This is a genomic window from Dyella soli (assembly GCF_054482295.1).
In genome coordinates this window covers 947431-966169 of the sequence record NZ_JBTFFU010000001.1, presented here as the reverse complement: position 1 = coordinate 966169, position 18739 = coordinate 947431, and the positions used below count along the sequence as shown (strand labels likewise).

Genomic DNA, 18739 nt, shown 5'->3' with positions numbered 1-18739 from the left:
CGCATGATCCAGCCACACCGGCCGTTTGCACACGCGTGGGAGGCGCAGGCGGCGGACCCCTGGTCCAGGTGTGTGCCGCGGCCCGGATACCGGGGTGTGCGAGGCAAGCGGAGGGGCAGGGCGTGTCGATGAGGGCGGAAGGAGCAAACGTATGCGCAAAGTTACGATCAGGTTTCAGGACGTTGCCACGGAGCTTGCTCAGATCAACACCTTGCGGGAAGACGTGATGGAGCGCGCCTTTGGCATGCTTGAACAGCGGTATGCCACGCTGGCGACCATGCTCGTGCAGAGCCTGGGCGATCGCCAGCGCGCCGTGCGGTGGATGTGCCGCCATCAGAACGCCTTTGGGGGGCGCACCGCCTACGAACTGCTCGCCGATGGCGAGGAAGACGGCGTGTGGGACGAAATTTCGCTGATGGGCGACGCGCCGGTGCCGGCGCGCCTGAACTCCGCGCGCATGGCTTATTGACGGTGCCGCGCTGCCTGTCGTGGCGGCGCAGCGGTGCCGGCGACCCGGGTGGTCGCTGGCGCTAGGGGCTGCTGCGCGACGTGGACGCCGCCTGCAGCGACCACACGCTGTTGGCGTCACCGCTGCGCGCACGGCGCGCCGATGCGCGCGCGAAACACGCAAAGACAATGCCCATGGCGATGCCGGTGAGGTCGACGCCGAGCACGCTCCAGGTCAGTGGTGTCCAGGCCCGGGCGATGGCCGATGCGTTGCCGGCCAGGTCGGCCGTCGCCACCAGGACGGTCAGCGCGGCGGTCATCCACAGCAGTTCGGCGGTGGCCCTCGCCACTGGCCGGATGCTGGCGTAGGCGCAGGCGGCGAAGAACAGGCCATAGCAGGCGACACGCTGCGGCAAGCCCGCATCCACACCCAGTCGCGCCGACACCCAGGTGGCGGCGAATGCACCGGCGATGCCGAGGCAGGTGCCGATGCACACGCCGATGGTGGCGCGTGCCATCACCAGCGTGCGTAGCGGCTGGTCGGCAACGCGACGCTTGCGGCGCGACTCGATCCACAGCAGGTTGCCCGAATAGAACAGGAACGCACCGGCCAGGCCCAGCACGAAATACAGCCACTGCACCGTGCGCCCGCCGAACGTGCCGAAATGCAGCCCGAACAGCGCGGCATAGCTGATGCCGTTGAGGCTGTAGCGGTTGCCCACGTGGTTGCCCAGCACGCTGCCGTCGTGGGCGGACAGCGCCACCGAGCCGAATGTGCCCAGGGTGTGCTGGGAGAGCCCGCGCACTTCGGCCACGGCGTTGTGGTCGCCGTAGTGCACGAAGTGCAGGTAGTCCGGCTTGAAGGTGGTCACGCCGCTGGTGAACGCTTCGGTGCGCGCACGCGCGATCAGGGCCTCGGGCGGAAGCATGCTGGCCGGCGTGCCGCTGGCGGTCACCGCGGGGGTGGTCTGCGTGGCGTGGGCGAAGGCGCCGAACAGCTGGCCGTCGAAGGCCACCGTGTTCAGTGCGGCCAGCGTGAGGGTGAGCAGGCAGAACAGCGCGCCGGTGACCGCGAAGATCACGTGGAACGGCAGGCTGAGCACGCCGATGGCGTTGTGCGCGTCCTGCCACAGCCGTTTCAGGTTGGGACCCACGCGCATGGCGAAGATGTTTTGCAGCAGCTGCGGCAGGTGGATCACGATGCCCGACACCAGCGCCAGGCCATAGAGCACGCTCACGATGCCCATCAGGTACAGGCCGAACACCGGCAGCCCGAGCGAGTCGTGCAGCGCATAGATGTAGTCGGCCAGTTCGTCCGCGCCCGCTTCGGCGCGCGGCGCGTCCATCTGGCTGGCGGTGGCGAAGCGGGTGTCGTCGCCGTCCTGCCAGTACGCATAGGCAGCGTGCGACGGGTCGGTGGGCAGCACGATGCCGAAGTCCTCGCGGGCGGCCGGATGGCTCGCCAGCAGGCGCTCGATCAATGCATCGACCGGCACATCGGCATCCACGGCGCTGCGCCACGGCGGGTTCTGCCAGGCGGCGATGTCGTCATGGAAGACCACCAGCGCGCCGGCATAGAACGCCACGAACAGCGCGAAACCGGCGAGCAGGCCGGTCCATGTGTGCACAGTCTGGAAGGTACGAATCGTGGCGGCTTTCATCGCGGCACCCTGGCTAGAGACCCGCCGCGCGCCCGGCCCACAGCGCGGCGAACGCCATCGCATTGGCGGTGCCCAGGACCAGCCATGCGCGCAGGCCGCTGCGGAACAGATAGGCCGCCGCCATCACGCCCGTCCACAACGGGAAGAACAGGATCAGGGCCGGGACCAGGTAAGCCTGGCCGTGATCCGGCAGCAGTTTCAGCAGGAGGGCGAGCACGGTGGCGGCGAGTGGAAAGCCGAGCAGGGTGCCGGCCAGGCAGCGGGCGATCATGGCCGGTCCGTGTCCGCCAGGACTGCGGTGCGCCACCAGGCGAGATAGGGCAGCAGCACCCAGGCCAGCATCAGCGTGCTCAGTGCGGCGGCGATGCCCGGCCCGGTGCCGGCAGCGCTCAGCCAGCACGCGAGCCCCGCGAGGATCAGCAGCCAGCCCGCCAGCCTTGCCGGCGCGCGCAGCGTCGTCGACAGCAGCCGTTGCTGTCCGTTCGCGAGGTAAACAAGCGCGGCGCCGGCCAGGGTCAGCAGCAGCGCACTGAGGGTGATCACGTGGCGTATTCCTTGCCGGGCGCCAGGGCGGCCCGCAAAAGCAAATTAATGAGAACCATTCTTGTTTTGCATGGGCCGCGTGTCAACCCGCGGCAATCGCCGACCCGGCGATCAGAACTGGTATTGCAGGCGGCCGACCACTGCATAGGGATGCTGGCCGTCATGGGCGTTGCCGGGCTTGTCCAGGTCGATGGCGTGGACCACGTTAGCCGACAACCGCAGGTATTTGTCCAGGTACCAATTGATGCCGAAGCTGAGGTTGGTCTCCTTGCCGCCCAGCACGTCGCGGTCGTTCAGATCGGTCTGGCTCAGCCGCAGGGCAAGCTCCAGGGCGCCGCCACCATGCCCGTTCCAGGCGGCGCGGGGGATCACCGCGCCGAAGGTGGCGTTGCTCTCGCGATAGTCGCGGCTTTCGCCGGTCAGCATCCAGCTCGCGAACGCGTACCAGCCCCTGAAGCGCAGTGACGGCAGGCCATCGCTGCGCTGCAGATGGTCTTCCATGTATTCCGCCTGCCAGGAAAACGGGCCGCTGACATGGGCGGCCTCGAGGCCAAGGCGCTGCACGCGGTTCGAGCCGCTGATGCTGCCGGTGTCGAGGAAGTACGAGCCGGACGAGAGCGCCACTTCCGGCGCGGATTTGAAATGCTGGTCATTGCCGGGGCCGAACCGGCGCGTGGAAAAGTCGAAGGCCAGGTGATAGAGGCCATCGGCTGCGTGCACGACATAGGCGAGGCGTCCGGTCAGGGCGGCGCCGCGCTGTTTGCTGCCCTCGTCGTCGGGGCCGGCCGTGTAGAAACCGTAGCTCCAGATCCACGGGCCGTGCACATCGCTGGAACTGACGCCGACGCTGCGGCTGGGGGCCAATGCATTGGTCGTGGCGCGTTCCAGGAAGGTGGTGTTCTTGAAGCTGCCGTACTGCTCCAGGCCAAACGGTTCGCGCTGGTTGCCGATGGTCACCACGCCAAAGTGCCGCGTCTGCTTGCGCACATAGACGTCCTTGAATTCAAGGTGTCCGTTGACCAGCTCGGCATTGGCGTAAAACAGCCAGTCGCGCCGCAGGTCGCGCTCGAAACTGATGTCGGCCCTGCGCACGCTGAAGTCGGCGTGCCCCAGTCCCTGGCCGGAATAGTGGGCGGCATCGATCATCAGGTAGCCGTGGATCTGGGTATGGATGAGCGGCGTATCGATGCCGCCCTCCAGGGGGCGCATCAGCGACAGGCGACGAAGTGCGTCGACGGCCGGCCCGCCGGCAGATTCGGGGCCGGTGGACGGCGCGGGTGTCGGCGTGGAGGGTTGATCGGGCCGGGGTGGCCGGGTGACGCAGGCGCAAACAAGCGTGCAGGCCAGGGCGGTGGCAAGCCAGGCGGGCTTGCGGCTTGTCGATGCCAGGCATGCGGATTCGCCCATGACTCTCGATCATCCCCGATCGTTGCCGGCAGGCGGCGAGATCGCCTGGCGTGTCGTGCACCGGGCTCCCTGGGGTCCGATTGTGGGGCGGCAACCTGTGTTCGCCATGTATGCGCTGGTGATCGGGCAGGTGTGGCAAGCTGGCTGCGCGGGTGCCGAACATGCCCGACAAATCGCGGCGTATCTCAGGTAATGAGATGGGGATGGTGGTATCTTGATTATCGTCCCGATAATCAAGTTGAGCCATGTCTCCTTCCGATCACGGTGGAAGTCGTCCGGGCGCCGGCCGTCCTGCCGGTGAGCCCAGCCAGCGCATTCGCGTGCCTGAAAGCCAGGTACCGTCGGTGCTGGCGTATCTGGATGCATACAAGGGCGGGGCTTCGCTGGAGTCGCCGCGGCCGATGTCGTTGACGCCCTCGACGGTGGGGCTTGCCGCCTTCCTCAGCCGCGTGCCGGCGGGCGTGCCATCCACGGCGGACGATGACGTCGACGAGGTGGTCGACCTCAATGAGCACCTCGTGCTGCCCGGGCATGAACCGAGCACTTTCATCATCCGCGTGTCCGGCTGGTCGATGATCGGCGCGGGCATCTTCGACCGCGACGAAGTGCTGGTGGATCGCGCGCTGGCGCCGCGCCAGGGCGACATCGTGGTGGCGGTGGTCAATGGCGAGCTGACCATCAAGCGACTCGGCAAGGTGGACGGCCACGTCGCGCTGCTGCCGGAAAACGCGCACTTCAAGCCCATCGTGTTCAAGGAAGGCGAGACGCTGTCGATCTGGGGCGTGGTCACTCGTTGCCTGCGCACCTTGCGCTGAGGGGCGTATCCCATGGGCCGCGTCGTCGCGCTCGATGCATTGATTCACGCCCGCCAGGTCTGGCATGGACACGCCGCGCCGCTACCCGACAGCAAGCAGCCGACAGGCTGGCCCGGACTTGATGCCATGCTGCCCGCCGGTGGCTGGCCGGAGCATGCGCTGACCGAAATCCTGCTGCCCGTCGACGGCGTCGGCGAATTGCAGCTGGTGCTGCCGACCCTGGCGCGGCTGACGCAGGCGGCGCTCAGCGTCGTGGCGATCGCGCCGCCATACCTGCCCTATGTGCCCGGCTGGGAAGCGCGCGGCGTGGTCATGTCGCAGGTGGATATCGTGCAGGCCGGCGAGCGCGATGTGCTGTGGGCTGCCGAGCAATGCCTGCGCTCGGGCAGTTGCGCGGCCGTGCTGGCATGGCCGGCACAGGCGGACGATCGCGCCTTGCGCCGCCTGCAGGTGGCGGCCGACGCCGGCAAGGCACTGGCCTTCGTGTTCCGCGATCGACGCCATGCCGTGCAGGCATCGCCGGCGGCGTTGCGGCTGGAGCTGGAAAGCGAGCCCTCGCTGCAGGTGCGCGTGCGCAAATGCCGTGGCGGCAACCCGCCGGCAGGCACGGTGCCGCTCGTTGCCGGCTGGTCGTGAGGACGCGACATGTCATGGGCCTGCATTCTGCTGCCGCAACTGGCGCTGGACGGTGTCCTCCGGCGACGCCCGCCAGCGGACGAACCGCTGGTGCTGGTGAGCGGGCCGGCGCAGGTGCGCATCGTGCACGCGGCCAATGCCTCCGCGCGTGCCGCAGGCCTGTATCGAGGACAGCGCCTGGCGGCGGCGCAGGCGTTGCTCAGCCAGTTCGCGATGGTCGAGCACGACCCCGGCGAGGAAGCGCGCTGGCATCGCCTGCTCGCGGCCTGGGCGTACCGCTACAGCGGCGAGGTGGGCTTGTTCGCGCACGCCGTGGTGCTGGAGGTGAGTCGCAGCCTCAACCTGTTCGGCCCCTGGCCGCATTTTGAAGCGCTGCTGCGCGATGACCTGAAGGAACTCGGCTTCCGCCATCGCATCGCGCTCGCGCCGACGCCGCATGCCGCCTACGTGCTGGCCGGCGTGCACGACGGCATGGCCGTGATGACGCCCGATGCGTTGCGCCGCGCCCTGTCGCCCATCGACATCGCGCGGGCGCGCCTGCCCGCTGATGCCGCCCAGGCCTTGCCGGCCATGGGCATCCGCACACTGGGGCAATTGTTCGCGTTGCCGCGTGCGGGGCTGCAGCGGCGTTTCGGCGGCGAGCTGGTGGCCCTGCTCGATCGCCTTGCCGGCGACGAGCCGACGCCGATGGAAAGTTATCGTCCGCCCGACACGTTCGAGCAGCGCATGGAATGGACGCACGAAATCGAGCACGTCGAGGCGCTGGTGTTTCCGTTGCGTCGCCTCACCGGCGACCTGGCCGTCTATCTGGCGGGGCGCGATGGTGGCGTGCAGCGCTTCGAGCTGGAACTGGAACACCGCAGCGGCCCGCCGACCTGCGTGTCGGTAGGCATGCTTGCCGCCGGGCGTGATGCCGCGCTGTTGTTCGACTGCGCACGTGGCCGCCTGGAGCGCCAGGCGCTGCCGCAAGCGGTGGTGGCGATGCGACTGGTTGCACGCGAATTGCCGCCCTTCGTGCCGGCGGGGCGCGACCTGTTCGACACGCGTCCCGCCCATGCAGTGCCGCTGGACCAGTTGCGCGAGCGCCTGCGCGCGCGCCTGGGCGAGTCATCCATCCAGCACCTGCGGCGCACGCTCGATCCACGCCCCGAACTGGCGCAGACCGCGGCGCCGGGCGCGAGTCCCACCGGCATGCAGGTACTGCCGCGCCCCACCTGGCTGCTCGAATCGCCGCAACCGTTGCGCGGGCCGCCGACGACCATCCTGGCGGGCCCCGAGCGCATCGAAACCGGCTGGTGGGACGGCGGCGACATGCGTCGCGACTATTACGTGGTGCGTACCGGGCAAGGGCAATGCGCCTGGGTGTTCTGCGCGCCGGGCGAGCAGGGCGCATGGATGCTGCACGGGTGGTTCGCATGAACGACTACGCCGAGCTGCATTGCCTGTCCAATTTCTCGTTCCAGCGTGGCGCATCGAGTGCGCGCGAGCTGTTCGAGCGCGCGAAGGCGTGCGGCTATCGCGCGCTGGCGATCACCGACGAATGTTCGCTGGCCGGCATCGTGCGCGCCTTCGAGGCAGCGCGCGATACCGCCATGGCCTTGGTCGTGGGTGCCGAGTTCCAGCTGGAGGACGGGCCGAAACTGGTGCTGCTGTGCGAGACGCTGGAAGGTTATGTCGCGCTGTGCGCGCTGATCACGCGTGGCCGGCGCGCCGCCGACAAGGGCAGCTATCGCGTGACGCGACAGGATGTCGCCGATGGCCTGCCCGGCACGCTCGCACTCTGGCTGCCGGCGGCCACGCCCGAGCGTGAGCACGGCGGCTGGTTGCGCAGCCTGTTCGGCGATCGGCTGTGGCTGGCGATCGAACTGCATCGCGGCCCTGACGACGCGGCGCGCCTGCGCATACTGCAGGCGCTGGCGACCGAACTGGGCATGCGCACGGTGGCCACGGGTGACGTGCACATGCATGTGCGGCGCCGGCGCGCCCTGCAGGACGTGTTCACCGCCACCCGCCATCGCTGCTCGGTGGCCGATGCCGGTGCCTTGCTGTTCCCCAATGGCGAGCGCCATCTGCGCACGCGCGAAGCGCTGGCGGCGATCTATCCGGCATCGCTGATGGAAGAAAGCGTGCGCCTTGCCGAACGCTGCACGTTCCAGCTCACGGAGCTGAGCTATCGCTACCCGGCCGAACTGGTGCCCGCGGGCCATACCGCGACCAGCTGGCTGCGGCAGCTGACGGAGGAGGGCATGCGCTGGCGCTGGCCGCAAGGGGTTTCGGCGAAAGTGCGCGGGCAGATCGAGCACGAGCTGCAGCTCATCGAGAAGTTGCGCTACGAATCGTATTTTCTCACCGTGCATGAAATCGTGAGCTTTGCGCGTGGCCGCGACATTCTCTGCCAGGGGCGCGGCTCGGCCGCCAATTCCGCCGTCTGCTACGCGCTTGGCGTCACCGCGGTGGACCCCGACAGCACCAGCTTGCTGGTCGAGCGCTTCATCTCCGAGGAACGCAAGGAGCCGCCGGACATCGATATCGACTTCGAGCACGAGCGGCGCGAGGAAGTCATCCAGCATATCTACGAAAAATACGGGCGTGACCGCGCCGCACTGGCCGCCACCGTGATCTGTTATCGCGGCAAGAGCGCGGTGCGCGACGTGTCGCGCGCCCTGGGCCTGCCGATGGACCAGATCGACCTGCTGTCCAAGGTGTTTGCCTGGTGGGACGGCGCAGATGCGCTGGAAGATCGCCTGCGCGAACGCGGCTTCGACCCGGAAAGCCCGCTGATCCGGCGCGTGCTGCGGCTTACCGCCGAGTTGCTGGATTTTCCGCGGCATCTTTCCCAGCACGTCGGCGGCTTCGTCATTTCCGACCAGCCGCTGTCGCACCTGGTGCCGGTGGAAAACGCGGCGATGCCCGATCGCACGATCATCCAGTGGGACAAGGACGACCTCGACGCCATGGGCCTGCTCAAGGTCGATTGCCTGGCGCTCGGCATGCTGACCTGCGTGCGCAAATGCCTGGACCTGCTGCGCGCGCACCACCAGCGCGACCTCACCACCGCGACGATTCCCCGGGAAGACCCCGCCACCTACGCCATGATCCAGCGGGCCGACACCATCGGCGTGTTCCAGATCGAGAGCAGGGCGCAGATGGCGATGTTGCCGCGCCACCGCCCGGAGAATTTCTACGACCTGGTGATCCAGGTGGCGATCGTGCGGCCGGGGCCCATCCAGGGCGACATGGTGCATCCGTACCTGCGTCGCCGTCGTGGCGAGGAGCCGGTGGACTATCCGTCGGAGGACCTCAAGGAAGTGTTCGCGCGGACGCTTGGCGTGCCGCTGTTCCAGGAACAGGTGATGAAGCTGGCCATCGTCGCCGCCGGCTATACGGCCGGCGAGGCCGACCAGCTTCGCCGCGCGATGGCGGCGTGGAAGCGGCATGGCGGCATGGAGAAGCATCGTGAACGCATCACCAGCGGCATGCTCGAGAAGGGTTACACAGCGGAATTCGCCGCGCGCCTGTTCGAGCAGATCAAGGGCTTTGGTTCGTACGGCTTCCCCGAAAGCCATGCCGCGAGTTTTGCGCACATCGTGTACGTGAGCTGCTGGCTGAAATGCCATTATCCGGCGGCCTTCCTGTGCGCCCTGCTCAATGCACAGCCCATGGGCTTTTATGCGCCCAGCCAGATCGTGCAGGATGCGCAGCGGCATGGCGTCAAGGTTCGTCCCGTCGATGTGCGCCACAGCGGCTGGGACAACCTGCTGGAAGATGAGCCCGCGTCGCGTGGCGGGCTTGCGATCCGGCTGGGCTTTCGCCAGGTGCGCGGATGTCGCGAGGACGTGGCGCAACGGCTGGTGGCCGAACGCGAGCGTCGGCCATTCCACGACGTGACCGATCTTTGCACGCGCGTCGGCCTGGACCGGCGCCACCAGGAAGCGCTCGCGGAAGCGGACGCCTTGCGTGGCCTGGCCGGGCATCGCCATCGCGCGCGCTGGGCCATCGCCGGCATCGAGCCGCAGTTGCCGTTGTTCGGACATGCCAGCCCGGAGGAAGCCGCCGTTGCCTTGCCACCGCCCTCGCAAGGCGAGAGCACGCTGGCTGACTATGCGCGCGTGGGCCTCACGCTTGGTCCGCATCCGCTGCGGCAAATTCGTGCACGCTTGCGAGCGGCGCGTTGCACCGATTCGCGCGCCCTGCGCCACCAGCCGCATGCCAGCCGGGTGCGTGCCGCCGGCCTGGTCACCCAGCGGCAACGCCCGCAGACGGCGAGCGGCGTCACCTTCATCACCATGGAAGACGAATACGGGCCGATCAACGTGGTCGTCTGGAGTCATGTGGCCGAGCGGCAACGTCGCACCTACCTGGAGGCGCGGCTGCTTGGCGTGGATGGTCGCTGGGAGCATGTGGATGGCGTGAGCCATCTCATTGCGGATCGACTGATCGACTTCAGCCAGTTGCTTGGCACGCTCGACAGTCGCTCGCGGGATTTCCATTGAGCGCATGCGCGAGGCCACCATCGGCTCCCGGGTGCCGACCGGGCCGTCGCGCAACAGCCAGGTGACAAACCTGTGACGGTTGCCTGCGATGCGGCGTGAAGGCGCCATCATCTCGTGGATGCCGCTGCTCGAATACAGTCCTTCGATCGTCGTGCAATGCATGGCGCAAGCACTTGCGTGAAGGATTTTGTTTCACGCCACTTCGACGCAAAACATGCTTAATTTTTGCGGCGATTGCGTCGGCCGAAGTCTGCTTCATGGCGGGTGTGGTGGATCCGCGCTTCTTGCCGGACGACTTACCGACGTACATGGCGTCATGCGAGGGGAAAACATGGCTGTCGGCGTCGATCCACGGCTAAACGGCTAAATCGATTTGGCGTTCGTTGCGCAACCCTGCAAGGGAGCACGTCATGAGTCGATCACGGAATAACTGCAAGGTGGGCATCCGTCGCAAGCTGCCCGCCCTTGGCGCCGCTGCCTGCCTTGCGGTGATGCTGGATGGTTCGGTTGCGTACGCCCAGTCGTCGGCATCGAACGACGACCTGAAGGCACAGCTCACCCAGATGCGCCAGCAGATGCAGGCGCAGCAGCAGGTGATGCAGAAGATGCAGCAGCGTCTGGATGAACTGGAGTCCAAGGAGGCCGCGCAGGAGAAGGCCGCGGCGGCTAAGCCGCCAGCCGCGCCCGAGGCCCATGCGCCACTGGTGGCCGCAGCGACGGCACCGCAGCCGGCGACGCCTCCGCCGTATCGCCCGCCTTCGGCCCTGGCCGGCGTCGCCGAGCCGCTGCCCGAAGGCTATGTGCGCCTGGGCGAAACCGGAAACCTGCTGAAGCTGGACCTGGTCGCGCAGCTCGACACGATGGCCGACAACACTTATATGGGTTCGAAGGACCTGTTCGTTCCTTCGTCGATTCCCGTGCGTGGCCAGCCGTTCTACAACACCGGCTGGCGCTCCAACCTGAGCGCGAAGCAGAGCATCTTCCGCATGGATTTCCGCCGTGAGACCGACTACGGCACGTTGAAGGTGGTCTACAAGAACAACTTCTTCGGCAGCGGTACCGGCGACATGCCGTACAACCTTCAGTATTTTTACGGAGAGCTGGACAACGATCGCTTCAGCCTTCTCGCCGGCTACAACATCTCCGCCTTTACCGATATCGACGTATTCCCGAACACCCTCGACTATGAGGGTCCGAACTCCTTCACCTTCAAGTACGGGCCGCAGATTCGCTTCGCGCCGGTGCTGTACAAGAGTGGTGACAGCGTGCTCACGTTGCCCCTGTCGATGGAAAAGCCCAACGCGGACGTCACCGTGCCGGAAGGTTTCGGCACGTACTCCCGCTGGCCCGACTTCGTGCTCGGACTTCGCTGGCAGGCGCCCGACTGGCATATCCAGTGGGCCAACCTGTTCCGTGACCTGCGGGTGGAGAGCGCCACGGCGCGCACGCGCAGCACCAATGGCTACGCGATGCAGCTGACCGGCATGACCAAGGTGTTCGAGCGCGACAGCGTGCAGGGCTGGGTCAGCAACGGCCGCGGCTATGCCAATTTCCTGCAGGACATTTCCGGCCTGGGCCTGGATGCGGCCTTCACGCGCGAGGGCGACCTCAGGGCGATACGCGCGCGCGGGTGGGGCGCGGGATATACGCACTCCTGGGCGGAGACGCTCAGCTCGAGCCTGTCCTATGGCTATCTGCGCATCAGCCCGAATTCGAACCTGCTGATCGACCAGAACCTGCCCAAGAGCACCAAGTTCGCTTCGCTCAACCTCGCCTGGCAATTCAGTGAGCGCGCGATGCTCGGCGTCGAATACCTGTGGGGCCAGAACATCGCCCTCACCGATCTTCGCGGACAAGGCCAGCGCCTGCAGACAACCTTCCGTTACGACCTCAATCCCTGATCAGGGCAGGGGAGTCTTCGCGCCACCGATCGCAAGCGGCAACAGGACCCGATGCTCATGAATGGAGAAGTGGCATGTCGATGAACCGCCCCTGGGTGCTCTACGTCACCAGCGATCTGCCCGACGAGGGTTCCGTCTACCGGTTTGCGCTGCAACGGCTTGGCACGGCCATCCGGGAGCGCGGCATCCAGGTGGTGCAGGCGATCACCTGCGAAGACGGACTGGTGATCGCGCGCGGCTCCGCCTCGTATTCGGCGGTGGCCATCGACTGGGACCTGGGCGAAACAGCGAAGATGAGCGAAGCCCCGGCGCTGGCCATCATCCGCGCCGTGCGCGAGAAGTCCGTGCGCGTACCGATCTTCCTGTTCAGCAGGAACGCGCGCACGCCGGACCTGCCGCTGAGCGTGATTCGCGAAGTGCGTGAATACGTCAACCTTGCCGGCGAGACCCCGGACTTCTTTGCCAAGCGCCTGCAGTTCGCCATCGACGACTACCACGCCGGCATGCTGCCGCCGTACTTCAAGGCGCTCAAGAAGCTGACGGAAGAGGGTACTTACCAGTGGGATGCACCGGGCCACATGGGCGGCGCGGCCTACCTGAAGCATCCGGCGGGCGCCGAATTCCATGAGTTCTTCGGCGAGAACATCATGCGGGCCGACATCGGCATCTCCAATGTCGAGCTAGGTTCCTGGCTCGACATCGAGGGACCGCCGGCGGAATCGCAGCGCATGGCCGCGCGCGTGTTCGGCGCCGACTGGACGTTCTACGTGCTGGCCGGATCGTCGGCATCCAATCGCATCGTGGCGCAGGCATCGATCGCCAAGGACGACATGGTTGTCATCGACCGCAACTGCCACAAGTCGCTGGATCACGCGATGATCCTGTGCGGTGCGCGACCGGTGTACTTCCAGCCGAGCCGCAACGGCTACGGCATGATCGGCCTCATTCCGCCCAAGCGCTTCACCAAGGAGCACATCCGGGGCCTGATCGCGGACTCGCCGTTGTCGAAGGATGCCACCTCGAAGGAGCCGGTGCATGCGGTAGTGACCAACCCGACTTACGACGGCCTGCTCTACAACGTCGACCGCGTGACCGAACTGCTGGCCGCCAGCGTCCCGCGCGTGCATTTCGACGAGGCCTGGTACGCCTACGGGAAATTCCACCCGATCTACAAGCATCGCTACGCGATGGGCGTGCCGCACGACATGAAGGACCGGCCGACGGTGTTCTCCGTGCAGTCGACGCACAAGATGCTGCCGGCGTTCTCGATGGCTTCCTACATCCACGTCAGCAACAGCAAGCGTGGCGAGATGGCATGGTCGCCAATCAAAGAGGCGTTCATGATGCACGGCACCACTTCGCCGTTCTATCCGTTGATCGCCTCGCTGGATATTGCCAGCGCCATGATGGACGAGCCGTCAGGACCTACGCTGCTGCGGGAAACGCTAAGTTATGCGGTGGATTTCCGCGCGGCCGTGGCGGCGGTGGCGAAACGCTTCGAGGAAGAGGGCGAATGGTTCTTCTCGCTGTTCCAGCCCGACCGCGTCAACATCAAGGGCAAGAAGGTGGCGTTCTATGACGCGCCACGCGAGGTGCTGGCGAGCGACCCGAAGTGCTGGACGCTCCACCCGGGCGAAGCCTGGCACGGGCTTCCCGATGAGGTGGTGGCGGACGATTTCTGCATGCTCGACCCGAGCAAGGTCACCATCCTCTGCCCGGGCACGGACGCCAGGGGCAAGCTGAGCAAACAGGGCATTCCCGGCGCGATCCTGAGCAAGTTCCTCGATGCGCGCCGGCAGGAGATCGCGCGCACCGGCGACTACACCGTGCTCGTGCTGTTTTCGGTCGGCACGACCCAGGGCAAGTGGGGCACGCTGCTGGAGACTTTGCTGGCATTCAAGCGCCTTTACGACCGCAACGCCAGCCTCGAGGAGGCGCTGCCCGACCTGATGCGCGCCTATCCGCAACGCTACGCCGGCATGACCTTGCCGCAGTTGTGCGAGGAGATGCACAAGGCGATGAGCGACCTTAACCTGCAGGCCATGGCCAACCAGGCGGGCGAAGCCTTGTCCGAACAAGTGGTGACGCCGGCCGCCGCGTATCAGCGCCTGATCCACAACGACACCGAGGAAGTGCGCCTCGCCGACCTGCCGGGACGCGTGGCGGCGCTGATGATCGTGCCCTATCCGCCGGGCATCCCGGTGCTGATGCCCGGCGAGCGGGTCGATCCCAAGGGCGGGCCGATCCTGCGCTTCCTCGAGGCAGTGGAGAAGTACGGCAAGCAGTTTCCAGGCTTCGGCCGCGAGGTGCAGAACGTCCATCCCGATGCCAATGGCGATATGTGGGCGAGGGTCCTCGTCGAGCAGCGCGCGCCGGCCAAGGCCCCCAAGACGGTTGCCAGGAAACGCTGAGTCCGCCCGGGCGCCGTGGGGGCATCGTCATGGCCGGGGCAATGAAAATCGAAATCGATGCCGATGGCCGCCGAACACCGCGCGGCCATCGGCGCTCACCCGGGCAGGAGCGGCCAACCAGGCAGCCCTGACTTGTAACCGGCGCAACCATGCGCTGAACAGCGAGGAGTTTTTGCCATGCTCGAGCGTCGCAACCAGCGCCTGAAACTGCGCGTGCTGTTGGTCCATCCAAGCATCGGTACCGACAGTGCCGGTGGCAGGGCCTGTCGCACGCTGGCCGCGGAATTTGCCGATCTCAATATCGAGACGGTCACGGCGAACGCACACGAGGATGCCCGCGCCACGATCGTTTCGGATGCCGCCATCTACGCCATGATGATCGACTGGTCCATGCCCGACGATGACGGCAAGGAACGCGACAACGCCGCGGCGACGAGCCTGATCAAGACCATCCGCGCGCGCAATGAGAACGTGCCGATCTTCCTGTTCATCGAGCGGGACAAGGCCCGGACGCTCAGCGTCGAGCTGGTGCAGGACATCAACGAGCTGGTCTGGCTGCTCGAGGACTCGGCAACCTTCGTCTGCGGCCGCGTACACGCGGCCATGCGCAAGTATACGGCGGCGTTGTTCGGCCCGTTGACGACCGCGCTGTCCAGTTTCAACCAGGTGCACGAATATTCGTGGCATACGCCGGGCCACACCGGCGGCACGGCGTTCCTGAAGCACCCGGCGGGCCGCGCGTTCTACGACTTCTACGGCGAGCACGTGTTCCGCACCGACCTGTCGATCAGCGTCGGCGAGCTGGGTTCGCTGCTGGATCACACCGGCCCCATTGGCGACAGCGAAAAGTACATCTCGCGCATCTTCGGTTCGCACCGCAGTTACACCGTGACCAACGGATCGTCCACCTCCAACCGCATCATCTTCATGGCCTGCGTGGGCCGCGACCAGGTGGTGATGTGCGACCGCAATTGCCACAAGTCGATCGAGCACGGCCTGACCATGACCGGCGGCATCCCGCATTACCTGGTGCCGTCGCGCAACCGCTATGGCCTGATGGGCCCCATCTACCCCGCGCGCTTCGTCGAAGCGACGGTGCGCAAGGCAGTGGCTTCCAACCCGCTGTCCAAGGGCCTGAAGGACAAGCAGCCCGTCTTCGTCGTGGTGACCAATTCGACCTATGACGGCCTCTGTTACAACACCGGACGCGTGCTCGAGGAAGTCGGCGGCTGGGTGGATCGCGTGCATTTCGACGAGGCGTGGTACGGCTACGGCCGCTTCAACCCGCTGTATGCGGGGCGCATGGCGATGCGTGGCGATGCTTCCACGCACGATCCCAAAGGGCCGACGGTGTTTACCACGCACTCCACGCACAAGCTGCTCGCGGCGTTCTCGCAGGCGTCGTACATCCACGTCCGCGACGGCAGGAGCCCCGTGCCGCACGCGCGCTTCAACGAGTCGTTCATGATGCACGGATCGACCTCGCCGTTCTATCCGATCATGGCGTCCAACGAGATCGCGGCCACCATGATGGACGGGGTAGGGGGTATTGCGCTGACGCGCGAGAGCATCGACGAGGCGATCAGCTTCCGCCAGGTGGTGGGGCGGCTGCATCGCGATTTCGCCAAGAAGAAGACCTGGTTCTTCCGCACGTGGAATGCCGAAAAGGTGAAGGATCCCGCCACCGGCAAGCGCGTGGCCTTCGAGGATGCGTCGCAGGAGCTGCTGGCCACCGATCCCAATTGCTGGGTCCTGCATCCGGGCGATGGATGGCACGGCTTCGACGATCTCGAGGATGGTTACTGCATGCTCGACCCGATCAAGGTGTCGGTGTTGACGCCTGGCGTCGAAGACAGCGGCGAGCTCGGCAAGTCCGGCTTCCCGGCCACGCTGCTGACGGCCTACCTGGATGCGTGCGGCATCGAGGTGGAGAAGACCAGTGACTTTGCCGTGCTGTTCCTGTTCTCCATCGGCATCACCAAGGCGAAGTGGAGCACGCTGATCACGGCCATGCTCGACTTCAAGCGCGACTATGACGCCGACAAGCCGCTTGCGCGTGTGCTGCCCGGACTGGTCGCCAGCCACCCCGAGCGCTATGAAGGCCTGGGCTTGCGCGGCCTCGGCGACCAGATGTTTGCCGAGCTCAAGAAGGGTGGGCAGACGGCGCACCTGCAGAAGGCGTTTTCAGACCTGCCCGAGGTGCGCATTTCGCCCGCCGATGCCTACCAGGAACTGATACGCGGACGCGTCGAGCGGGTGGCGCTGGCCAACCTCGCCAACCGGACCGTCGCCACCAGCGTCGTGCCATATCCACCCGGCATTCCGATGATCATGCCCGGCGAAAGCGCGGGGGCCGCCAAGGGGCCGTATATCGGCTACCTGAAGTCACTGCAAAGCTGGGACAAGGCGTTTCCCGGATTTGGCCATGACACGCACGGCGTCGAGGTCGAGGACGGCGAGTACTACGTGCAGTGCCTGCTGCCCCGCTGAGGCAAACCCATGCATGGAACGCCGTCACGCAAGATGGGACTGGTCGGCGCCTCGTCGCTGGTCGTGGCCAATATGGTCGGCACCGGCCTGTTCCTGCTGCCTTCGAGCCTGGCCAGCATCGGCAGCATCTCGATCTATGGATGGATCGCGGCGGCGCTCGGCGCCAGTGCGCTGGGCCTGGTGTTCGCGCACCTTGGCATGATCGAACCGAAGGCGGGTGGGCCTTATGCCTATGCGCGCGACCATCTCGGCCCGTTCCCCGCGTTCCAGACGAACTTCCTTTACTGGGGCGCGAATGTGATCGGCAACGTGGCCATTGCCGTATCGGTGACCGGCTACCTCGCGGTGTTCTTCCCGGTGCTCAAGAATCCGTGGTTCGCCAACGCGTGCACGGCCAGCGTGATCTGGCTGTTCATCTGGCTTAATACGCGTGGTGCCAATGTGGTGGGCCACTTCACGGTCATCAGCACCATTGCCGGCATTTTTCCCATCGCGTTCGTGGGACTGTTCGGCTGGTTCTGGTTTCGCGCCGACCTGTTCCAGGCGGGCTGGAATCCATCGGATCTCGCCACGGGCGTCGCCATCGAGCGCAGTGCCTCGATTGCCCTGTGGGCCTTCCTCGGCGTGGAGAGCGCCGCGGTATCGGCCGGGGTGATCGACAACCCCAGGCGCAATGTCCCGCTGGCGACGATCATCGGACTGGTCGTGTCCACGGTGATCTACGTGGCCTGTTCCACCGTGATCATGGGCCTGCTGCCGAATGCGGAGCTGAAGACGTCGAGCGCGCCTTTCGCCGATGCCGCCCGGATGATGGTGGGCCCGTGGGCCGCCGTGGTGATCTCGCTGGCCGCCATCCTCAAGGCGGCGGGTTCGCTGGTCGGTTGGATCCTGATCGTGGCGCAGTCCGCGCAGGCCGCGGCCGACGATGACATGTTCCCGCGACGGTTCGCGCTGACCAACCGCCAGGGCATGCCCAGCCAGAACCTGGTGATCAGCGGCATCATCATGACGCTGATGCTCATCGTCACGACGTCGCCGAACGTGGCCACGCAGTTTTCGCGCATCACCGACGCCACCGTGGTGCTGATGGCGCTGCCTTATATCTATTCCGTGGTGGCGATGTGGCGCCTCAACCGGATGCTGGACATGTCCGATGCGAGGCGGCGCGCCTTCATCGGCATCGGGCTGGTGGCGTGCGTCTACTGCATCGGCGTGGTGGCGGGGCAGTCGGCTGACCTCGACCGCAAGGCGCTGATCCTGATGCTGCTGGCCACGCCGCTGTTCGCCCTGGTGCGTCGCGGGCAATCCCTGGCGAGCACGCGCCCGCCCGAATCCGGGCAGCACTGACCGGGGTGGGGGTGCGGTCACCGACGTGACGCTTTGTCGCATCCGCCCGGCGCTGCCCACCCATGCCGGGTCGTGCGATCATGTCTGGAGCCTACTCAAGGCTTTATGGACTGGGGCAAGGTTTGATCCGCAACAAGGCGCAACGGGGTTATGTCGCTTGGCTGGCCATGGCCGCCCTGTGGCTGCTCGTGGTCGCGCCTTCGATTTCGCGTGCCTTGCCTCCGGCCTGGACCGGGCCGGACCTCGGTGCCTGGTGCACCGGCCACGGCCTCAGCGAGCAACACCCGTCGCCGTCGTCCCCGGACGCTCCCGGCCCGCACGCCGATCCGTGCGGCTATTGCGTGCTGCTGGGGCACAGCCCGCTGCTCGCCGCCGCTCCCGTGGTCGCACCGGCAGCGCTGGCCATGCCGCCGCTCAGGCCGGCTGCCGTGCCAGCGCTGCATGGGCATGCCTTGCCGCTGCTCAGCGCGAATCCGCGAGGCCCGCCGTCGATCCCGCTCGGGTGATGGTTTGCGCGGGGCGTCGTGCCTGATACGGCACGCGGCCCCTCCTCGACGACAACACAGGGACGCATCACGACACGCGCAT

Annotated in this window: 14 protein-coding genes; 10 read left to right on the top strand and 4 right to left on the bottom strand. The window is 66.5% G+C overall.

The genetic code is table 11. The features are described 5' to 3' along the window. Positions 1–151: 151 nt before the first annotated feature. Positions 152–469, top strand: coding sequence for an antitoxin Xre/MbcA/ParS toxin-binding domain-containing protein (locus ACXU4B_RS04495; RefSeq protein ID WP_240734015.1), 318 nt, complete (start codon positions 152–154; stop codon positions 467–469). 61 nt (positions 470–530) lie between these two features. On the opposite strand, the gene ACXU4B_RS04490 is transcribed toward ACXU4B_RS04495, so the two are convergent. From ACXU4B_RS04490 to ACXU4B_RS04475, 4 genes are all read right to left on the bottom strand, one after another. Then, a complete protein-coding gene (locus ACXU4B_RS04490; protein ID WP_165583143.1) occupies positions 531–2108 on the bottom strand; it encodes a PepSY-associated TM helix domain-containing protein in 1578 nt (525 codons plus the stop codon). Positions 2109–2121: 13 nt separating this feature from the next. Continuing rightward, positions 2122–2379 carry a hypothetical protein gene (locus ACXU4B_RS04485; RefSeq protein WP_131408141.1) on the bottom strand — a complete coding sequence of 86 codons (258 nt, stop codon included), beginning with the start codon at positions 2377–2379 and terminating at the stop codon, positions 2122–2124. Then, positions 2376–2651, bottom strand: coding sequence for a hypothetical protein (locus tag ACXU4B_RS04480; protein WP_131408139.1), 276 nt, complete (start codon positions 2649–2651; stop codon positions 2376–2378). The genes ACXU4B_RS04485 and ACXU4B_RS04480 overlap by 4 nt, the downstream gene beginning before the upstream one ends. A gap of 111 nt (positions 2652–2762) precedes the next feature. Then, complete coding sequence (locus tag ACXU4B_RS04475) at positions 2763–4058, bottom strand: OprO/OprP family phosphate-selective porin (protein WP_131408137.1); 1296 nt, start codon at positions 4056–4058, stop codon at positions 2763–2765. A gap of 245 nt (positions 4059–4303) precedes the next feature. On the opposite strand from ACXU4B_RS04475, the gene ACXU4B_RS04470 reads away from it, so the two are divergent. The 9 genes from ACXU4B_RS04470 (at position 4304) to ACXU4B_RS04430 (ending at position 18657) form a co-directional block, all read left to right on the top strand. Beyond that, positions 4304–4873: a LexA family protein gene (locus tag ACXU4B_RS04470; RefSeq protein ID WP_131408133.1), complete on the top strand. Its 570-nt coding sequence runs from the start codon at positions 4304–4306 to the stop codon at positions 4871–4873. 12 nt (positions 4874–4885) lie between these two features. Continuing rightward, a complete protein-coding gene (gene imuA / locus ACXU4B_RS04465; protein ID WP_131408131.1) occupies positions 4886–5509 on the top strand; it encodes a translesion DNA synthesis-associated protein ImuA in 624 nt (207 codons plus the stop codon). A 9-nt stretch (positions 5510–5518) separates the two neighbouring features. Then, entirely contained in the window at positions 5519–6928 is a 1410-nt protein-coding gene (locus ACXU4B_RS04460; protein WP_131408129.1) for a Y-family DNA polymerase, read from the top strand. After that, the gene (locus tag ACXU4B_RS04455; RefSeq protein WP_131408127.1) at positions 6925–10002 is read left to right on the top strand and encodes an error-prone DNA polymerase; all 3078 of its coding nucleotides are present in this window, start codon (positions 6925–6927) and stop codon (positions 10000–10002) included. Before ACXU4B_RS04460 ends, ACXU4B_RS04455 begins: the two co-directional genes overlap by 4 nt. 410 nt (positions 10003–10412) lie before the next feature. Next, positions 10413–11903 carry a DcaP family trimeric outer membrane transporter gene (locus tag ACXU4B_RS04450; RefSeq protein WP_131408125.1) on the top strand — a complete coding sequence of 497 codons (1491 nt, stop codon included), beginning with the start codon at positions 10413–10415 and terminating at the stop codon, positions 11901–11903. Positions 11904–11977: 74 nt separating this feature from the next. Then, positions 11978–14314, top strand: a complete 2337-nt coding sequence (locus tag ACXU4B_RS04445; protein WP_131408123.1) for an Orn/Lys/Arg family decarboxylase — start codon at positions 11978–11980, stop codon at positions 14312–14314. A 177-nt stretch (positions 14315–14491) separates the two neighbouring features. Then, complete coding sequence (locus tag ACXU4B_RS04440; protein ID WP_131408121.1) at positions 14492–16804, top strand: Orn/Lys/Arg family decarboxylase; 2313 nt, start codon at positions 14492–14494, stop codon at positions 16802–16804. A 9-nt stretch (positions 16805–16813) separates the two neighbouring features. Next, complete coding sequence (locus ACXU4B_RS04435) at positions 16814–18151, top strand: amino acid permease (protein WP_131408119.1); 1338 nt, start codon at positions 16814–16816, stop codon at positions 18149–18151. A gap of 122 nt (positions 18152–18273) precedes the next feature. After that, the gene (locus tag ACXU4B_RS04430) at positions 18274–18657 is read left to right on the top strand and encodes a DUF2946 domain-containing protein (protein ID WP_458910841.1); all 384 of its coding nucleotides are present in this window, start codon (positions 18274–18276) and stop codon (positions 18655–18657) included. The last annotated feature ends 82 nt before the right edge of the window (positions 18658–18739 follow it).

Coding starts and splice junctions, on each gene's coding strand:
- ACXU4B_RS04495 (WP_240734015.1), top strand. CDS start 152: ATGCGCAAAGTTACGATCAGGTTTCAGGACGTTGCCACGGAGCTTGCT.
- ACXU4B_RS04490 (WP_165583143.1), bottom strand. CDS start 2,108: ATGAAAGCCGCCACGATTCGTACCTTCCAGACTGTGCACACATGGACC.
- ACXU4B_RS04485 (WP_131408141.1), bottom strand. CDS start 2,379: ATGATCGCCCGCTGCCTGGCCGGCACCCTGCTCGGCTTTCCACTCGCC.
- ACXU4B_RS04475 (WP_131408137.1), bottom strand. CDS start 4,058: ATGGGCGAATCCGCATGCCTGGCATCGACAAGCCGCAAGCCCGCCTGG.
- ACXU4B_RS04470 (WP_131408133.1), top strand. CDS start 4,304: ATGTCTCCTTCCGATCACGGTGGAAGTCGTCCGGGCGCCGGCCGTCCT.
- imuA (WP_131408131.1), top strand. CDS start 4,886: ATGGGCCGCGTCGTCGCGCTCGATGCATTGATTCACGCCCGCCAGGTC.
- ACXU4B_RS04460 (WP_131408129.1), top strand. CDS start 5,519: ATGTCATGGGCCTGCATTCTGCTGCCGCAACTGGCGCTGGACGGTGTC.
- ACXU4B_RS04455 (WP_131408127.1), top strand. CDS start 6,925: ATGAACGACTACGCCGAGCTGCATTGCCTGTCCAATTTCTCGTTCCAG.
- ACXU4B_RS04450 (WP_131408125.1), top strand. CDS start 10,413: ATGAGTCGATCACGGAATAACTGCAAGGTGGGCATCCGTCGCAAGCTG.
- ACXU4B_RS04445 (WP_131408123.1), top strand. CDS start 11,978: ATGTCGATGAACCGCCCCTGGGTGCTCTACGTCACCAGCGATCTGCCC.
- ACXU4B_RS04440 (WP_131408121.1), top strand. CDS start 14,492: ATGCTCGAGCGTCGCAACCAGCGCCTGAAACTGCGCGTGCTGTTGGTC.
- ACXU4B_RS04435 (WP_131408119.1), top strand. CDS start 16,814: ATGCATGGAACGCCGTCACGCAAGATGGGACTGGTCGGCGCCTCGTCG.